Below are 18,606 nucleotides of genomic sequence, written 5' to 3'. Positions count from 1 at the left end.
TGAATTCTTATCCTTCCAAGCTCGAGCCATACGGCATAATCTTTTCAAATTTTTATTTGTTAATCTATTTAATTCATTGCGGCCATTTCTTCTCTTGGGTAAGTTACTTTCCAAGACCCGCCAGAATTTGAATCTGGATAAGTATAGCTTGAACTATCAGTATTTTGAAATGCTGGCACAATCTCAAAGCTTACTCCGTCTTTAAAATCAATACCAATTACTTGACCATCAGCTTTAACATGAGAAGTTGAATATGTTTGTTTAAGACTAGTTTTGACTTCCTGTAATAAAGCAGATTGACCATTACCAATATATTTATTATACTGATGATATTTTTCAACCGGTAATCGCACAATTATATCAATATCACTTACGTGTATTGCAGTGCCTCGTCCATACGATCCAACATATAAGCTGTGTAAAGAATCAGAGCTACTATTCCAGAAGTCAGAGTTTATTCTTTTAGTTATTTGCTTATAACGATATTGAACATTTGAAACTGTTGTTTCTGACATCCTTAAGTTATTGCAAAAAGTTGAAAAATTTTCACTTACTCCCATTTAAAACTTTCCTCCTGAAATTTTTTTAATATTACTACTTCAAAAAACGAATGTAGTTATTTATCGCAACTACATTATTAATGTTGGTATAGCTTCCCATCGGTTTTGAGAAACTTCGTGCATTACTGTCACAAGATTGATTTTATTGCCGTCTTTTGATTCTCCGATAATTTCAAATGGAAAACCTGGCACCGTAGCTTCTGAAACAGAAATCCCCCACCCACATGCATTAATACCATTGTTTAACGATATCTCTGGGAAAAATCTAACGTTGCTCATTCCATTTTGTTTCATTCGAAGCTCTACTTGATCATGAGTATTCACCAATACAATAATAAAACTAGATTTTGGTTCCATATAGTATTTTGCATTAATCGCTATCTCCAATTTATTATCATTATTCCTGCAAATAGCTTCTAGGTTATGAAATTCAGCATTTTGAGGTTGAAAATTATTAGTACCTTGAACAACATCTACCATTTGCTTTAAAGCTACTTCAAGGCCATTAGAAAAAAGATCTATATACAGGGTTTGAAGCAAAATTGTTGGCATAATTGCTCCGTCTAAACGTACTGGAATTATTTTCACATCATCTTGCGCAGATTTCATTACTGCATTCTGCCACTCCATGGATACCATTTTACTTTCCAAACTATTTTTTGATACAAAAAAGAAGAAAAAACGGCACTTATCCAACCCATTATTCATCTGGTTAATAATCCCATCACCTGGTTGAATTGACCATGAATCATAAAAAATATTATCTTGTCCAAACGTATCCCTTAACCTAATCGCTAATGGCTCCACAATCGGTTTATCTTTTGAATTATGTGAAAGAAAAATCACCTTGTTCCCTCCTAAAAATCTTAAGTAGTATAATTATACTACTTAAGATTCAGGATATCGAGTTTACATAGGATACTCAAAAACACCTCGACTCGTAACCAAATAGTTCCCTCCAATCTCCAAGTCTCGACCACACGCATCAAAATCAATATACGTCTTCAAATGTTCTGGTACTTCTCCAAAATCACCAGCTTCCACAATCAAGTAATACGCGACATCACTCATATCATTACAATCGGGATAACAAATAATATCATCCACATGCTCCACCATCTCCTCAAAAGAATTGAAAAAAGCGTGCTGAATCTCTAAAGCAACCTCACCAATCGGCGTTCCTTCTAATTCCTCTGCCAAGCTACATAGCCGATTGATTTCTTCAATTGGTGTATACTCATCAATCTCAAAAGGCAGTTCATAATCGTGAATTGCGTACTCTTCGTATTCGTCATTTAATCCAATCCGTTCTTTCATTTCATCAGAATCGACAGGTGGGGTAAACCACGCCCCCACCAACTCCCCTTCGTTATATTTCCCGAGATTCGCAATATAAACACGCATCTGTTCCATCGTGATTCCCCCTTAAGCACCAACAATTCGGTTAAACAAATTGAGTAAGACATCCTTCACACCAGAAGCATTAAAGACCAGACCTACCGCAATCAAGGCAATCACTAAGAAGCCAATCAGTTTGGAAAACTCCCGCTTAAATCCTAAAAATAACCCAATGACCACAATCGCTAGTAAAACTAAAGATTGGGCATTGGTTAAAAACCATTGATACAAATTTTGTCCGAAATTCATTTCATCACTTTCCTTTCTTTTCCATTGCTCGATCCGCCGCTGCACTTGCATGCATCAAGTACATCACAGTAACACCAAGCATACTGCCACCAAATACCAATAAAATATCTTTTACAATTCCCATCAAAATTCCTCATTTCATATAATCAAATTTTCAATTGCCATACTTTGTTGCTCCAAAATCTTTTTGTGCCGGTCTGATAGGCGTGCATTCTGTACCATATCCTGGATATATGTTGTCTGATTCAACCGATCCAACTCCTTGGCCATTTTCCACGTAGGGGCAACTTGTCTGCCTAGCCAATTCAAGGTTCGTTCAATGGTATACGGTTTCGGTTCAGAAGTTAATTGAATCTCTTTCCGATTCCGTCCAATAAAACGCCCCCATTGTTCATTCAAGGGCCAATTGGTTCGCCGTTTTCCATCTACTTTATCCGCAAATCGCAAATACCGATTGATAATGGAAAATGTGGTACTTTCAATACTACGACCTTTTAACAAATCTTGAATCGCATGATAAGCGCGGTCATTTTTTAACCGAATTTCGAAACGATTTTTCGTTTCGGTCTGATCTAATGGAATCCCTAACTTGATATATTGTTCATAATCTTTTTCGTACAAACAGAAATAAACCTCACTTTTGAGACTGCCGATATATAAGGTATTGCCCATACCATCCTTTTCATCGGCTTTCAACAGTTCCCCGGAACGGTAACTTTTAAAGGTACGAAACAAGGAGATACATTCCTCCTTCTGACATTTTTTCGTTAAATCAGGAATATCTAACAAACCAACTCGATCATTGATTGCCAAGTCCAAGCGTTTCATCACGCCCCCAGCTTTTAGACAATCTTCGAAAAAGTCGTGCCAGCTACGCTTTTGGGCGAGTAAAAACGTTTCAAACTGCCGGCAACCTCGCCCTTTTAATTCTAAAAGAACACCTTTGTCTTCTTCATGAGACAACATCACTACAATATCTCCCATAACATATTGTTCTTGATAGGAGTAAAAGGCGTAATCTTCATGAAGCATATATTCAAATTTCAAATGGAGAATTTCTTGAATAATTTTTCGTGCATCCGTTGTGGGGAAACGAATCCTTACATAGTCAAACAGTAACGTCAAAGGCAAATCGGGATTGAAACTTTCCAGTTGGTCAAAAATTTTTCTCATGGTCTTTGTAGAGGCGGTTACGCCACCGTTTTCTATCTGGTTTAAGTATGGACGACTAAGCCCACAAGCCGTAGCCAATTTATTTTGTGAAACGCCATATTCGTTACGTCGGTCTTTTAATAACCGATAATCTAAATTCCGTTGTGCCAAGTTCTCACCTCCAAATTCAAGGTGTTAACTTTTTCAAATGAGTTAACACCTATGCAAATTACTTAATATCCTTGATTCAACAAGCATTCTTAATGGTTGCTTGCTTATTTTTTGTGTTTTTGTACCCCCCTGTTAGATACGGGGGGTGAGACATCATGGCCGGCTGGCGCCGCCCATGAACAGGCACACACCACGGAGGATTTCTGCTTCGCAAATCCCCCACGGTCAGCGCCTATCAGTGGTTTATTTGGTTGTTACTCCACGGTAATGCCCTCAATTTCCAACTCTGCTTTTATCTCAAACAAGTACTGACGGATATCCGGTTCTTTGGCAAGGTCCGCAATCCGTTCAATTTCCGTGATTACTTGATTTAGTTCAATTCGAGCATCCGTTTCCTCGTCCATTACATACGAATCACCAGGGACCTTCACCCCATTTTTTCGAATATCGAAATTGAGCCGGTACAGTTCTTCTTCCAATTCCGGATCTGACTGAATCTTGCCAATCACCCAGTAGATTTCTCCAATCAACTCATCATAAATCATGTGCTTTCACCTCCCTTAACCTTCTAGCAATATCAAAAATGACCGGAATTGTTACAGAGTTTCCGGCCTGTTTATACAACTGACTATCTGAATTGACTTGAGAGGCTCGGTCAAAAGCCCAATCGGGAAACCCTTGAAGTCGCCAGCACTCCCTAGGTGTTAGCTTCCGAATCTGATACTGATCTGTGACAACCGCTTGTTGGTCTCCTGTTAGTAAAGTATGCACACTTTGTTTTCCCAGACGGCCTCGGCGACTTGTGGAGTTAGGAAAAGCCAGGTTCACACTGTCCCCTGGCTTCACCTCTTGATATTCTGTTTTATTTTTCCGAATCATGATCTTCGTTCCTCCTTGCTTCGTTGACAAGGTGGGAGCTGTTCCAGTTACCTCATAAACCCGATTGCCTTGTTCAAAATTTCCCGGTAACATACCCGCTACAGAAATCCCATCCTTTACCGACAACGCGATTTTGATTCCTTCATCGCCTGTTAAGGTTGGCGCCACACCATCTGAGCCATAGACTTGTCCACCCATTCCTCGATTGGAAGGATTGATATTTAACAGGTTTCGGATGTTTTGATCAGATGTTGGAGACGCTCCAATGATAGGAAATACTTGTTCGGTACATGCGTCTCGAGAATGTCCGATAAGGAAGACCCGCTCGCGGCTTTGGGGAACGTAGGCCTTTGAGTTAAGCACTTGCCATTCCACATCATACCCCAATCCATCCAGCGTTCGGAGGATCGTCTCGAACGTAGCCCCTCTTTCGTGATTGAACAATCCCCGGACGTTCTCAAGGAATAAAAACTTAGGTTGGAGAAGAGTGGCGAACCGAGCGATTTCAAAGAATAAAGTACCTCGAGTATCGGAAAATCCTTGCCGCTTTCCCGCAATTGAAAAAGCTTGGCACGGAAATCCGCCGCAAAGGATGTCCACTGGTCCGAGGGATCGAACAAACTCGTCTGATACACTTGTGATGTCATGCATTTCCACCTCCTTCCTTGTATCATGGATTGCGTTATAACTCCGCCGAGCAAATTCATCAATTTCACAAAAACCGATACACTGGTGGCCCGCTTGTTCCATACCTAAGCGAAAGCCACCAATTCCGGCGAATAAATCTAAAAATGTCATACATCACCTCATTCATTGCAAAGAAAAAAGCCAAGAACATTTTTGCTCTTGGCTTCTACATTATTACTTCATTTACTATTTTTTATCTAACCCAACTAATTTCCGCTGTTTTTCATTGGCCTGATCGGCAACATATTTAATCACTGTTTTGAACTCTTTTGCAGTAGCATTTTCCGATAAATCCGCAATACTCTTATTGTATTTCTTTACAATTTTCGTTACTTGTTCTTTCTCAGTCATGTAATTGAACCTCCAAATCTTCCCTACTATATCCTAATGGCAAAAATAATTCTAGATTATCCGCAGCATAATGAACTTCAGAAATGTTATTCATATAATCTTTTATAATAATATGAAGCAGCACATCTGGATGTTTACTCTTTACTTTCGCAATATTTTCTCTTGATTTGAAAAAGGCGTTAATGAATACCTTTTTCGGCACATGGCGTCCCTCTGCCAGTTCACGTTCTTGTGTAAAATTCCAAGCGATTTTTGGGTCTTGATAAACATAGAAAATCGTCACTCGAAAATGATTTTTCAATGCCCGCGAAATATTTTTTTCAGCACTTAATATAGCAAAAGTTGCATCCAGGATAAAAGAATAGCCATGATCTAAGACATATCTAAATGCCTGCTCCACCAACCAAGAAGATGCTTTTTGAAAGAGACTAGAGTTTTTTCCATTATAATCAGGAAACAGAGTACGAAAGTAATCCGCGTCAATAATTACGTGATTATCATAATTCTCAGCCAATCCAATGGCAACCTCTGACTTTCCAGCGCCAGGACTCCCTGCCATAAAAACTGCGTCTCGTCCAACTTCGGGGGATTTTCCTTTGATAATATAAGAAATAAAACTATCCTTATTTGCTTTTGCGTACTCTAAATAAGAATCATTACTTTCCACATTATTCGCCCCCTTTTTTTCTACTACATAAAAGTATTATACGTTACTTAAAGTATAAAGTCAGTATTTGAAAATCACTCAATCATTCAACTTTCTTAATTTATTAATTGAGCCTAAAAAATCATACCCTTTTGGTACAAGTGGCGTATAAAACTCACTAATCACACTGCCCCCTATATCCACGTATCCTCGACCTTTGATGCGTTTCATAAAGAAGTTTTTTTCAACCTCGCCAAACATCATGGAATACCCGAGTTCACTCATACGTCCTAAAGCTACGCGAAAGTTGAATTGATCGCGAATCCCATCTCCTAAATATTTTGCATCTGGTCTTTGACAAGCCAAAATCAGAAAGAAACCCGACTGACGACCTAACATCACGATTTGTTTGAGCTTATTCAAAATCACCGCACTTTCTTTCGTTGTTAACATCTCCATATAAGCCACGTATTCATCAAAGATTAAAAAGTTGGGCGGAAGTCCAAGATACGCATAGTTCTCTCCTGTTTTGTAGTTGGGCATTTCTTTCATTGCCTTGCTACGAGCCATCATGCGTTCGTAAAAGTCTTCCACGCAAGTAGAAATTTCTTCCTTTTGTGAATAGACATGGGGCATTACCGTACCTAAATCGGCGAGGTCCGCATTTTTTGGATCGAGGATAAACAATTCTGCATCTGACTTCAATAGTGCTTCGATAATGGTGAGTAAGAAATATGTCTTCCCACCACCTGTTCCACCAGCGATTAACATATGAGGTAAAGAATCATACGCCCATACTTGATTTTTCATCAATCGCAGAGTCCGGTTTTCTGCCACTACTTCTTCAATTCCAATTCGATTGGCAATCATATCGTATAACAAGGTGTATTCCACATAAGAGTCTTTGAGTTCCTTTTCTACTAATTCACAATACAGTCCGCTTTCTAACTTCTTTTCCAACTTTAAAAGCTGATCCTGATATTTTCCCAGTGAAATTTGAACGCGAATAGAAAGTAAGCCATCTTTCATTCGATAATAAATTTTGGGGAAGTAGCTGATGCTCTCTTTGGTCCGACTACTATTCAAATCTTTGAAAAAACCTTCACCTTGAGTTTGTTTCACTTCATACCAATGGTTTTCTAGAATCATCCGAGCCAACTTTTGTCGATGCCACAGACTTCGCCAATGATCATGAAAAAAATGAATATAAAGTAACATCATAGCTCCTGCAAGAGCGAGACTTCCAAGTAGACATGCTAAATCTTTTATAGACCAAACAATTTCAATAGTAGAAAGTGATGGCTTAGAAAGATCAAATTGTCTAAGCTCTTGAAAATAAAAGACGTCCATCCAACCGATGAATAAGGCACTTAGCCATCCAAGAACAAAGTGATAAACCAAGTGCTGATCTCCTGCTCGTATGCGATGCCCTTTGTACATTTTGATGGTTTCCACCCCCAGTCGAAAAAGCCCAATAGGATTTCATTGGGCAATTTCAAAAAGTTATGCTAGTCATTTACTACTACGGGAAGTTGTTTCGTTTCTACCAATTGTTTTAAAAAGCTTTCGATGGCATCCGGCATCTCCACACCAATTTCTTCCAAGACAGATTCTGCCTGGCGACATAAATTTTCATTTACTTCGACAACCATAAAGAAGGACTCTTCCTCATCCAACCATTTGAGTACGTCAAAATCTTCCTCATTGGTTTCAAAAAAATCCTGATTCATAATAAGAAATACTTTTTCGTCTATCGTCAAATCTTCGTTGACTTGTTCTTTGGTTAGTTCTCCTTTGCCATAACGATCGAGACAATCTAAAATATGTTCCACATTAATTTCCATACGCTTCACCTATTTCTTTCCTTCATTTTGGTTTGTAGGGTTTCCTTGATTCGGTTGTCGTTTCAAGACTAAATCATCTGCCTTAATGAACCAATTAACAGTAGTTCCTTCTCGGAAAACATAATTGGCGACCGTATCCACGATTGGATTGACCAACTCTACCTCTGCATCATAAGCAAACTCGCGTAAGGGCACATTTGCTGGGATACTAACTTGAATCATTCGACCTTGCGCAGAGGATTTCAAATTATAGGTTCGTTCTTTTACCTCGTTGCTAACCGTTCCATCCTCATTTTGTTTGCGTACTTCTCGACGTAATGCAGAAAAACGCAAATTTCCGAATGTTAATCTTGAATCTACTACAATACCCTCTGTTAATCTCATAATCTTTTCCTCCTATGCTTTCACTAAATCATCGACATACAACACGTAGTCGGTAAACCCATGATTCTCGATCTCATAGCCTTTCGCAACCAAGTGGGGATTTACAGCTTTTAGTGGTTGATCTTGGTCGAAATCCTTTTCGCCGGCTTCCGCAGATACCACCACTTCAATATCATCGGCTCGTTGTTTACTGGAATACAAATGATAACTACGACCAATCACCTTTGTATTCCGCCCATATCCTTCTGTTAAAATTTCACCTTCGCCGGCATAACTGATCTTTCCAAAGGTTTCGATCATATCTGGCACAACAAATTTCAATTCCATATTTTTTTCCTCTTTTCATTGTTAGTTTTGGGTACAAAAATAGCGCGACCACTTTTTTAGGAGGCGGCCGCGCGTATTGTTTTCTACTATTTACTTGTTTCATCTCATCACCTTAGTTCCGACGATTCCAGAAATAATAGCCAGCTGTCGCAAAGATCAAAGTAAAGCCAACGAACAGTAACACACTGGAAGTTTTCTCCCCAGTTTGTGGGAACGTCTTCACTGTAGGACTAGATTCTTGAGAGTCACTTGGTATTTCCGGTTGTTCTGGTGTGCTTGGTGTGGTCGGAACTTTTTTGGGAGTTAAGGTTTGGGATTTTTCTTTCAAATCTTCATTGTGTTTTCCATTGATATTCCCATCTTTATCATAGTTAATTTCTTTAAAGGTAAAGCTTGTACCTTCTGGATATTTACTCGTGTCTACTTTTTCCGCAAGTACGGTTTTGGTAAATTCTTTGTCATTCACTTCGTAATCAATTTTTCCAGATTTCCAAATTTCTTTGTTCGTACCATCCGGTAATAAGGCGTACAGAATTGTTTCGAAAGCTTCTTTTGAGCCATCCAGTACATCATGAGTAATGGATACATCATCAAACATATCCACCACGTCACCATGAGTGAAAGTTTGCGAGCCGTCTTCTAGGTGCGCTTTTGTTTGAATGGAAACATGGCGTTCCACTGTACAATTAACAGTTTGGGCTTGGTTATTCAAACTAGCATCCTTCGCTACTGGCTCATCGCCTGCTTTAAAGGTTTCCTTGTTTTCATACACATAGTTGAATAATACAATAGTTTTATCTAAAACTTGTTCAGCGGTTAATTTATGCAGAATTTCCCAAGTTCCTGTTTTCTCTTTATTCGCCAAGGTAGCCGTTGTTTCGGCAATTACCACTGGTTTGGCCTTTTCGTCTTTTTCTTGGGCAGCTTTAGTGGCTTCTACATCAATGGCTTGAGCTACGATATACCAGTCTTCTTTGATTTCATGTAGATTGTAACTCAATTTATCAACTAGTTCGGTAGAATCTTGAGTACTCAATTCTTTGTTTCCGTCCTTCCAAGTCGCAAGAGAAGTCAAACTATCTTCTTCCTCAGGCAAATCATAGAGCATCAAACGGTTCAAACTAACAGAAAATTCTTTGTTCGTCAGCTTCTCGTAAGGAACGGTCACCGTTTTAATTGGTTGTTTTTGACCTTGTTCGGTAATGGTAAAAATGTATTCACTCTTGGTGTAATCCTCTTTATTTTCTTTAAACGTAGAACGGATTTCTAATGGTGTAATCTTTTGAAATCCTTCTGGAGCTTCTACTTCTTCAAGTAAATAATCCCCATAAGGAAGATTTTCAAACTTGCCGTAGCCATCAAACCCTAATTGCTCGTTATAAGCTGTGGTCGCTTCATCTTCGGCACCTGTGATCTCATTGGTTCCTTCTAAGGGCGACACTTTAAAGGTTAAGTCATTAAACCCAGTTTCGGCAGTGCCAGCGGCTGATCCGGCAAATTTGAAGAAATCAAAACCAAAGCGAATCACTTGTTCTTTTGCCGTAACATCTCGAGTAATCACAGCATTTTTTTCGCTATCATCCACCTTTTTGATGGAAACAGGATACTTCGTTTCATCCAAGGTATACCCTTCAGGTGCTTTGGTTTCTTGCCAGTAGTACTCGTTGATGGCTAAGTGTTTAACGGCAGCTTGATTCTTTTCATCTAAAGTCAAAGTCACCGTTTCATCAGAAGCCTTCGTTCCTTTCACTAATTCTGGTTTAAAAGCCTCACCCCATTTAACCGCTTGACCATCTTTTGCAGTAAAGAGAGTATATTCAGCTCCTTTAAACTCAGCTTTCCCTTGAGTCTCATTACCGGTATCTTTGTCTTCTTTTGTCAACGTGGTTTCCCCAGTAATTTCTTGGTTTTGCCCTTTTACATTACTCGTAACAAGGGCTATGGTTTGATTGGCATACTTCAATTCGACTTTTACGGGTTTGAAAGTATTCACGAAGCCGTTAGATGCTTTGGTTTCTGTCACATAATATGTTCCCAATTCCAATGCATTGGCAATCTCTTTTGGTGTTTCCGCATGACCTTTTTCATCCGTGGTCATTTCTTGAACGATTTCACCAGTTGGGCTATCTTTGCGAATGGCAAACGTATTGCCAGCTAAAGAATAGTTGTCATTCCAAAGATCACTCCCTGTTTCAACTCCGGTTTTATCCAGAATGATTTGACCTTTTTCTCGCGTATTTTTTGAAGTCACGGAAATGGTCTCACCTGCTTTAATCGTAGCAGTCATGGGGTAGTATCAATCGTATAAGGCGCTGGCACTGATTTTTCAGTAATGGTTACCTTTGTACCATGGGGAATCCCATCCAATGTCGCAATCCCTTCTTTGTCAGTAGTCACGTCTTTTGCGGGTAACACTTTTTCAAAATCTAAATGGAAAACCGTCCCTGGTACAATAGCACCTGATTCTTTATCGACTTTTTTTATTTTTAAAGCTCCCTCAGTTTCCACATCAATTTTGATTGTGTAGGTATTCGGCTTATCAATTGCCCCGGCCATTAAAGTTTGTTGACCAGCCATCTTATAAGCGACCGGTGTTCCGGTACCAGCAGATTTCTTAAGCGTCAACACACCGCTTTCTTTTGAATTGGCATTCGGTGTGATGACCAATTGATTGCCATTGACACGATAATCAATATTTGCGGTATTCTCCACAACTTCATCGAACTCTGACAAGTTCAAATTATTCGTATCCGTTACAGTAGTCGATTGACCTAACACGGTTTTCACTGTGGAATTATGAAAGCTTGGTTTCTTCTGATAATCGGAAATAGCTTGATTAATTTTTGCCTCAATGGCTGCGATATTTACGGCACTGCCATCTGGATGCTTCATAGAGTGAAGCGTATAACCATTAACTTCTTGCCAAATCATCTTTTGAGCAACCATTTGTGTATCAATGTCTGTACCGGCTTTTTTCCATAAAACGGAAACTAATTTCGCTTTCTCCGACATATCAGGCAATGGATTTTTCTCATAACCAGGAGTGAACTCATTGTAAATTGGCACTCCTGGTTCAATACAGAAAATATCTTGTTTCTCCCCATTATAGATAGCATAGTGAGGGACCGTTACCTCTGATAATGTTCGACCATCACTGAACGTGCCTTCGACCGCATATAAGTGTGACAAATCGCAGTGCACAGTCACTGTTTGCGGATGAGTAGTCTCATCGGCAAAGGCAATCGTAGGACCAATTGCTCCGCCAATGGTTTGACCCAACAGAGCTAAAGTCGCAAATAATCGCCAATTTTTGAACTTTGATGTTTTCATAGTGTATTTTCCTTTCATAAAGATACTTTTTTTGCTTTTGCTTTTTTCTGCATATCTTTCTAAATTGATTCTGTACTCACCTTGTATGATTAAAAAAGCAAATAAAAAAGACATCAACTTGTGATGTCTTAGAAATTACTTATTCGTTATTTAATGAAATTCAAACTACGTTACATTCTTATAAAGAAACTTACTTAATATATACTCAAATAGGATTTAGCGTGTCAATCCATGCTGTTATTGGTAAAGGCTAATTGCATGGGACAAAATATGGGACAGTTTGGGACATTCATATAAAACTATGAACAATATGATTTCCAATTTAAAAAAAACAGTAATTTTATCATTCATTATAAATAACACAAACAATGTGAATTTTCACTGATATTACAATGAAGGGAGAAAGAAATATTACATAAATTTTATAAATCAATATCTAAAATTTAGTAAACTACTATTTGTCAGAAGGAAACCATTGTATCGGTACACTCATGGGTAAATTTCCTTTCTTACTACTTATTCAAGTCACATTCGGATCATCCTTCACAAAACATCCTGCATTGGATTGTACTAAGCACACTTTCTTAATCTAACAGGAGATCCGACAACTGAGTATCCTAAGCATTTTACCACGAATTTTTGTCCTTGGGAATGTTCAGCTAAGCAACTTACGATTGACTTATTTGACAACGACAGCTTTTTTCCAAAGACGTTCATTACAATTTTTTAAGCTAAGCAGCGATGATTACTGCCTTTTTATACATCTGACTTCTTGAAAAACACTTTGCCAACAAAAAAAGGCCCTTGCTTTCACAAGTGGCCTCAATCTTTGCGTAAACTTTTTCAAATCCTCTGCTTTTTTTATCAAGCACTACCGGCAATCATTAAATAATCCGCCAATGCTTCACAGGATAATACACCAGACGGGCCTTACCGATAATGTCTGACGAGGTGATAGCTCCAAATGAGCGACTATCTTTTGAGTTGCGCCGATTGTCTCCCATGACGAAATAGCTGTCTGGTCCCAACTCGGTTTCACCGGTCAAATCCTCCAGTGAAAAATCATTGGTAAAGTGATTTTTCAGTTTATCTTTTTTTACCGATTCCTTTAAAAAGGGTTCTGAAACTGGCTGATCATTGATATAAAGCTGATCATCTTCATAGCGCAGTGTGTCTCCCGGCATGCCAATGACTCGTTTGATGTAAGTTGTGCCACTGGAAAGCCGGAACACTACCACGTCAAATCGCTTAACCTCGGAAATTCGTTCCATCAGTACCATATCATTTTGTGCCAGAGTAGTTTCCATCGAATTGCCCACAACTGGCACCGGAATCAGCAGAAATCCTCTGACAACTACTGCAATGACGACAGCCACGACCAAATACTTGATGGTCAGCCAAAATAAATCAATGTATTCTTTTTTAGACATGCTGCCCCTCTTTTCCGCGACTGTTTTATCTCACTGCTGGATACTTATCATTTTTCTAACTGCTCTGACAGGGTCTGAATTCCTTCTTGGTAAGCAAAATCCTGGCCCATTAAAGTCTTGGCTACTGCTGTTTCGATAGCATCTGCAGTTGTTCCATCCACCACACCGGTTTCTTTGAGTTTATTGGCTTTTTGAACTGCTTTGACAGCCTCTTCAGTTGTCTGATTAAAGGAATCGCCTTTGGTCTGATAGCCAATTGCCTTCAAAAATTGATTCAAATAATCAATCTTTTGGCCGCTATCTCCTTTACGGTATTCTTCATTACGAGACAGCGGCGGCAGGTAAGCATAACTTGGGTAATCAGCTTTGATGGTTGGTGTCAGCCCTTTTTCGTTAATCCACTCGCCATCAGGGGTCAGCCATTTGCCTACTGTCAGTTTCAATTCACTTTTTGAATCTAACTCGGCGACTTGCTGCATTGTTCCTTTGCCGAAGGTTGTCGTTCCAATCACCGGCGCATTTGCTGATTCCTTCAACGCCGCAGCAAAAATTTCCGCTGCCGATGCTGAGTTGCCATCTACTAAAACCACAACTGGTTCCCGGACTTTAAAGCCACCATCCAGTTCTTTGTTGGCAACCGTTTTACTTTTATTTCCTTGACCGTCTTCAAATTGAACAATCGTTTTTTCGTCTTCTAGAAACATGCTGGCCATTTCCTGCACCCGATCCAATAGCCCGCCGGGATTTTGTCGCACATCTAAAACAAAGCTCTTAGCGCCAGCTTCTCTAAGGTCTTCAATGGTACGCTGTAATTCTTTTGTCGTTCCTGCTCCAAATGTGGTGATCTGAACATAGCCAATTGTTGGCTCTTTTTTATCCAATTGCCCATGAACAGTCTCAATGGGAATTGTGTCTCGGGTAACTGCAACCTCGAAAGTATCCTTGCCCCGTTGGATTGTCAAATTGACTTTGGTGCCTTTTTCACCGCGAATTTTTGCCACCACTTGATCCAGTTTTTGCCCCTTGGTGTCTTCCCCATCCACTTGACTAATCACGTCTTCTGCTTTGAGGCCAGCTTTTTGAGCCGGCGTCCCTTTGATGGGGGTCTGGGCAATTACCGGTTGCTCTTCCACAAGTCCCAGCGTGGCACCAATCCCTTCAAAAGAATCTGACAGCGATTCATTTAAAGCCGCGGCACCTTCTTTATCTAGATAGGTGGAATAAGGATCATCCAGCGCTTCGGTCATTCCTTTCAGAGCCCCTGCTACCAGTTTATCCTTGTCCACTTTTTGGTAATAATTCTGATTGATAGTATTGTACAGTTGGTATACCTGGTCCAAGTCATTGTCGTTTGTTCGAATGGCAGACTGCTTGGCGCCAAAATCGATAAAAGCTTCGGGTCCTTCTTTGGCCAGCAAGAAGCCACCGCCGCCAAAAAGAACCGCTGTACCGATAATCGTCCCAATGTAGATGGGCAGGCTGATTTTTTTCTTCATTCAAAGACCTCCTTGCCTCTGAAAAATAGTACCATGTAATCAAAAAAAGGGGAAGGTTCAATCTTCCCCTTGCAAAACAGATTTAAACGTCAGGACGAGACTTGCCCAAAATGGGTCCTCTGTTAGAACGATTTTGTACGACGTTTATTTGTTGTTTTCTAAATATTTCTCCCACATTTGATCAAAAATGTCCATCGATGGCAAGTAGTCCGTACTCATTTCCAAATAAGAAGATATTTCGTGGTAATCTTCACTGTGTTTAGGAAACTGAATATCATGACTGACATGGGTCGCAAAAATCTGCTCTTCATCGAGATGACTGGGTCCCTTTACAGCCATTAAGTACTGATAAAAACTCCGCCGCATCAGTGATTCCCCCAATGTGAATTAATAAAAGCCGCGCGTCTGGCATGATTGCGAGCAAAATTACCCGGGTGTTTACGGTAATACTCTTGATGATACTCTTCCGCGGGATAAAAAGGCTGAGCGGGTTCAATCGTTGTTACAATTGGACGGTCAAAACGGCCACTATCTTGGAGAGCCTGACGACTTTTTTTAGCGGCCTGTTGCTGCGCTTCATCGAAATAATAGATAACAGGTCGATAATTATCGCCCCGGTCTTGAAATTGGCCAAATGCATCAGTAGGATCCGTTTGCTGCCAATAGATTTCCAACAGCTTTTCATAAGACAACAGAGCGGGATCAAAAATGATCTCCACCGCTTCAGTGTGTCCAGTCGTGTGACTGCATACTTCCTCATAGGTTGGGTTTTCTGTATGGCCGCCGGTATAGCCCGACATCACCGAGTAGACCCCAGGTTGTTCATCAAAAGGCTGCACCATACACCAGAAACAGCCACCAGCAAAAATTGCTCGTTCCATCCTTCATCATCTCCCATAATTGTCTTCATTAAAAATAGCGCGTATCCTCGTTGTTATCAAAGCGATTTGAACATCGGCTTTGGACTACTTACTGCTGGACTCACTCACAGACGAACTCGTACTTTCTGCGGTTTTGTCTTTGGGCAAGTATAAACCGAACTGGATCTCATCGTCCAATAAATTGATGCGATTGGCTTTGATAAACAAACCATTTTGCATTTGAAATTGATCAAGACGAATCAAGATACTCTTATCATCAGGATCCACTTCAATCCATTCCGGAAATTTGAAACTACGCTTGACCATTTTCATAACTTCCTTGAGGGGCAGATCCAACGTTCCCACTGAAAGACTGGTCCCTCGCAGCTGCACATTGCCATTTTCCATCACATAGGGATCAAAGTACAGATACACCGTCACGGGGAAGTTTAAAATCTTGAATTCACCACTGAGCATGGCTTCATTTTCCAATACAAAATTATACTTGATATCAGAATCCTTGAGATATTCTTGCAAATAAAAATCGATCAGCTGATTGACCTGCTTTTTATTGCTGTTGATGGTGAGAATTGGGTCCCCCTGCCGAGTTGTTTCTGTCGCATTTTGGTAATGAGGCTCGCGAACAGAAAAAATTCTTGTACCCAAAAAAATGCCGCTCCCCAATAACAGTACCACAAGGACCAAGAATGCCCACTTCCAAGGATTTTGTTTTGGTGATTTTATAAAAGTTGTCTTATCTTTTTGCTTGATTGATTCACTGGTTGGCTCGCTCATATTCATCATTCCCCTTTTTTCAGCCACTCATCTTGGCTTTTAATCAACTGGTCTCGCACCGCATTGGCCATCAATTGGTAGCCGATATTGTTGGGATGAAATTTATCATCTTCATATAAGACATTGTTGTCCACCCGGTCCAGGTCATTGCCTCCAGAGGATTTTTCCTCAGTTTCACTGCTGGAACTGTCAGATTCTGACGCAATCCCGACTTTTTGATCCAATCCTTGATAAAGCAAATCATTGATAGGAATAAAGTGGGATTTTGGAAATTGCGCTGTCGCATTTTCCGTAGCAGTATTCCAATCATCCACCACTGTCTGCATATCGGTGATCTCCGGAAAATTCAAATAAAAGGGATTGTAGATGCCCAGTACATAAATTGGGACCTGCTCATTCAATGTACGAATCTCTTCAATGATCTCTGTTACCCGCTCTTGATATGCCGCACGGGGCTTATCAAATTTTTTCATAGTCAATGTAAAGAAGCTGTCTTGAATGACTTTCATCAAATCGTTTCCCCCAACGGTAACAGTCACAAAGTCAGCCGTTTTCAGATTATCCCGCAGAGGTTTGTCCTTTTTTAAACGCTTTAGGATTTGATCACTACGCTCTCCTGCGATGCCGTAATTTTCAACTTCGACGTTGGACAATTTATAGCGGGTCTGCAAATCTTCAGCCACAATCGGGACAAAGCCTCCCCGTTTCGTCTGATCACCAATTCCTTCTGTCAACGAATCACCAACTGCTACATAATGGACCCGCTCTTTGAGATCACTAGTGGCATCGCTAGCGGCAATTGGTTTTAAAATCGCTTCAGCTGGTGGAAAAAGCTGATTTAATGAAATATAGACAATCAAAATACCGATTACGACTAATAATCCCTGAAAAAGAATTTTAAAAAATGGTACGCGCTTTAATTTTTCTTGCAAATCAGCGCCTCCTTACTCAATATTTACTGGTAGATGCTAACGTCTATTTTAACAGAATCCTAAAGAAGTCTGAAACTTTTCAGTGATTTTCTAGAAAATCTTAGATAATCATTTTGCTTAGCACTACGCCTCTTTTATAGCCCCTTTGCAGGGTACAACTCTTCTATAATTCAGAGTAAAAAAACCAGCCCATAATGGACTGGTCAGAAGGTTAATCTTACTCTGTATAATAGGTGATAGCAAAGGCACCCTTACCCGTATGAGTAGCGATGATAGGTGTCGTATGCAAAACCGGAATTTGCATTTGTGGATACAGCGCCTGCAGCTGCTTTTTGAACTCTTCGGCTAATGCCAGCCCTTCTGCATGGGAGATGCCAATCTGTTTCACGTTGGGTAGTTTTTTTAATTCATCTTTGAAGCTGTCAAACCATTTTGTAAAGGTCTTTCCACCGCGGCCCTTAACCACCGGAATCAATTCGGAATGATCAAAATCCATCACAATTTTCATGTTGAGGATACTGGATAAAATACCCGTAGCACGACTGATACGACCACCTTTTACCAGATTATCCAGTGTTGACAAACCAATATAAAGTTTGGTGTTTTCTCGAATTTCATACACTTTTGCGAGAATTGTATCCAGGTCTTCACCGGCTGCTACCATCTCAGCGGCACGAATCACCTGAAAAGAGAGTCCCTGGTCAGTCGTATCACTGTCAATAATCGTCACTTCGGTTTTACTCAGATTGCTGGCTTGACGAGCAGCTTCAACGGTCCCGCTGAGTCCGTGGGTCATATGAATGGAAATCACGTGGCTGCCATCTTCTCCCAGCTTATCATATAACTCGACAAATTCTCCGATGGGGGGCTGACTGGTCTTTGGAAGTTCTTTGGCACTGGCCATCATCGACATGAACTTCTCTCCGGTCAGCGTATCATCGTCTCGATACAAAACACCATCAATCATCACTGAAAGCGGAACGACGTGGATATTCAAACGATCACGGACTGCCGGTTCCATCGTACATGAAGAGTCCGTTACGATCTTGATAGTTGTCATTTAATTCACTCTTCCTTTAAAAACATTGGGATTTCATGTTAGAATACAGATAACA

At 40.1% G+C, this 18,606-nt stretch carries 21 protein-coding genes and 1 pseudogene; all 22 read right to left on the bottom strand.

Going from position 1 to position 18,606, the window contains the following annotated elements; all coding sequences use genetic code 11:
• Positions 1 to 68: 68 nt before the first annotated feature.
• Positions 69 to 560: an SMODS domain-containing nucleotidyltransferase gene (locus ACOMA8_RS11510; RefSeq protein WP_421370898.1), complete on the bottom strand. Its 492-nt coding sequence runs from the start codon at positions 558 to 560 to the stop codon at positions 69 to 71.
• Positions 561 to 629: 69 nt separating this feature from the next.
• The gene (locus ACOMA8_RS11505; protein ID WP_421370896.1) at positions 630 to 1,406 is read right to left on the bottom strand and encodes a toll/interleukin-1 receptor domain-containing protein; all 777 of its coding nucleotides are present in this window, start codon (positions 1,404 to 1,406) and stop codon (positions 630 to 632) included.
• 63 nt (positions 1,407 to 1,469) lie between these two features.
• The gene (locus ACOMA8_RS11500; protein WP_421370894.1) at positions 1,470 to 1,973 is read right to left on the bottom strand and encodes an antirestriction protein ArdA; all 504 of its coding nucleotides are present in this window, start codon (positions 1,971 to 1,973) and stop codon (positions 1,470 to 1,472) included.
• Positions 1,974 to 1,985: 12 nt separating this feature from the next.
• A complete protein-coding gene (locus ACOMA8_RS11495; protein ID WP_002298822.1) occupies positions 1,986 to 2,207 on the bottom strand; it encodes a hypothetical protein in 222 nt (73 codons plus the stop codon).
• 4 nt (positions 2,208 to 2,211) lie between these two features.
• Positions 2,212 to 2,331, bottom strand: a complete 120-nt coding sequence (locus ACOMA8_RS11490) for a DUF3789 domain-containing protein (RefSeq protein WP_421370883.1) — start codon at positions 2,329 to 2,331, stop codon at positions 2,212 to 2,214.
• A 14-nt stretch (positions 2,332 to 2,345) separates the two neighbouring features.
• Positions 2,346 to 3,530, bottom strand: a complete 1,185-nt coding sequence (gene mobT, locus ACOMA8_RS11485) for a MobT family relaxase (protein WP_421370881.1) — start codon at positions 3,528 to 3,530, stop codon at positions 2,346 to 2,348.
• Between the two features lie 254 nt (positions 3,531 to 3,784).
• The gene (locus ACOMA8_RS11480; protein ID WP_002335610.1) at positions 3,785 to 4,075 is read right to left on the bottom strand and encodes a hypothetical protein; all 291 of its coding nucleotides are present in this window, start codon (positions 4,073 to 4,075) and stop codon (positions 3,785 to 3,787) included.
• Complete coding sequence (gene dcm, locus ACOMA8_RS11475; protein WP_421370879.1) at positions 4,065 to 5,207, bottom strand: DNA (cytosine-5-)-methyltransferase; 1,143 nt, start codon at positions 5,205 to 5,207, stop codon at positions 4,065 to 4,067. The genes ACOMA8_RS11480 and dcm overlap by 11 nt, the downstream gene beginning before the upstream one ends.
• A 75-nt stretch (positions 5,208 to 5,282) precedes the next feature.
• A complete protein-coding gene (locus ACOMA8_RS11470) occupies positions 5,283 to 5,447 on the bottom strand; it encodes a hypothetical protein (RefSeq protein WP_002335608.1) in 165 nt (54 codons plus the stop codon).
• On the bottom strand, positions 5,440 to 6,114 hold the full coding sequence (locus tag ACOMA8_RS11465) for a zeta toxin family protein (protein WP_002335607.1): 675 nt from the start codon (positions 6,112 to 6,114) through the stop codon (positions 5,440 to 5,442). The genes ACOMA8_RS11470 and ACOMA8_RS11465 overlap by 8 nt, the downstream gene beginning before the upstream one ends.
• 78 nt (positions 6,115 to 6,192) lie before the next feature.
• Positions 6,193 to 7,533, bottom strand: coding sequence for an FtsK/SpoIIIE domain-containing protein (locus tag ACOMA8_RS11460; protein ID WP_421371027.1), 1,341 nt, complete (start codon positions 7,531 to 7,533; stop codon positions 6,193 to 6,195).
• Positions 7,534 to 7,601: 68 nt separating this feature from the next.
• A complete protein-coding gene (locus ACOMA8_RS11455) occupies positions 7,602 to 7,937 on the bottom strand; it encodes a damage-inducible protein J (RefSeq protein WP_379979210.1) in 336 nt (111 codons plus the stop codon).
• Positions 7,938 to 7,946: 9 nt separating this feature from the next.
• The gene (locus ACOMA8_RS11450) at positions 7,947 to 8,321 is read right to left on the bottom strand and encodes a YdcP family protein (protein ID WP_379979152.1); all 375 of its coding nucleotides are present in this window, start codon (positions 8,319 to 8,321) and stop codon (positions 7,947 to 7,949) included.
• A gap of 12 nt (positions 8,322 to 8,333) precedes the next feature.
• Complete coding sequence (locus ACOMA8_RS11445) at positions 8,334 to 8,648, bottom strand: YdcP family protein (protein ID WP_421370876.1); 315 nt, start codon at positions 8,646 to 8,648, stop codon at positions 8,334 to 8,336.
• Between the two features lie 112 nt (positions 8,649 to 8,760).
• Positions 8,761 to 11,978: pseudogene (gene fss3 / locus ACOMA8_RS11440) on the bottom strand (fibrinogen-binding MSCRAMM adhesin Fss3).
• An 884-nt stretch (positions 11,979 to 12,862) separates the two neighbouring features.
• A complete protein-coding gene (gene lepB / locus ACOMA8_RS11435) occupies positions 12,863 to 13,408 on the bottom strand; it encodes a signal peptidase I (protein ID WP_161899600.1) in 546 nt (181 codons plus the stop codon).
• A gap of 47 nt (positions 13,409 to 13,455) precedes the next feature.
• Positions 13,456 to 14,904: a S41 family peptidase gene (locus ACOMA8_RS11430; protein ID WP_161899599.1), complete on the bottom strand. Its 1,449-nt coding sequence runs from the start codon at positions 14,902 to 14,904 to the stop codon at positions 13,456 to 13,458.
• A gap of 144 nt (positions 14,905 to 15,048) precedes the next feature.
• Positions 15,049 to 15,270: a YozE family protein gene (locus tag ACOMA8_RS11425; RefSeq protein ID WP_161899598.1), complete on the bottom strand. Its 222-nt coding sequence runs from the start codon at positions 15,268 to 15,270 to the stop codon at positions 15,049 to 15,051.
• Positions 15,270 to 15,785: a peptide-methionine (S)-S-oxide reductase MsrA gene (gene msrA / locus ACOMA8_RS11420; RefSeq protein ID WP_161899597.1), complete on the bottom strand. Its 516-nt coding sequence runs from the start codon at positions 15,783 to 15,785 to the stop codon at positions 15,270 to 15,272. The genes ACOMA8_RS11425 and msrA overlap by 1 nt, the downstream gene beginning before the upstream one ends.
• Positions 15,786 to 15,869: 84 nt before the next feature.
• Positions 15,870 to 16,535 carry a YpmS family protein gene (locus ACOMA8_RS11415; protein ID WP_421371025.1) on the bottom strand — a complete coding sequence of 222 codons (666 nt, stop codon included), beginning with the start codon at positions 16,533 to 16,535 and terminating at the stop codon, positions 15,870 to 15,872.
• A gap of 29 nt (positions 16,536 to 16,564) precedes the next feature.
• Entirely contained in the window at positions 16,565 to 17,491 is a 927-nt protein-coding gene (locus ACOMA8_RS11410) for an SGNH/GDSL hydrolase family protein (RefSeq protein WP_421370873.1), read from the bottom strand.
• A 217-nt stretch (positions 17,492 to 17,708) separates the two neighbouring features.
• Positions 17,709 to 18,551, bottom strand: a complete 843-nt coding sequence (locus ACOMA8_RS11405) for a DegV family protein (protein ID WP_421370871.1) — start codon at positions 18,549 to 18,551, stop codon at positions 17,709 to 17,711.
• Positions 18,552 to 18,606: the final 55 nt, after the last annotated feature.

This window comes from Enterococcus infantis, from assembly GCF_049166715.1.
In the GTDB taxonomy this organism is placed as follows: Bacteria; Bacillota; Bacilli; order Lactobacillales; family Enterococcaceae; genus Enterococcus_C; species Enterococcus_C leclercqii.
Note: the sequence above shows the minus strand (reverse complement) of the source record. Positions and strands in the feature narration are given on the sequence as shown.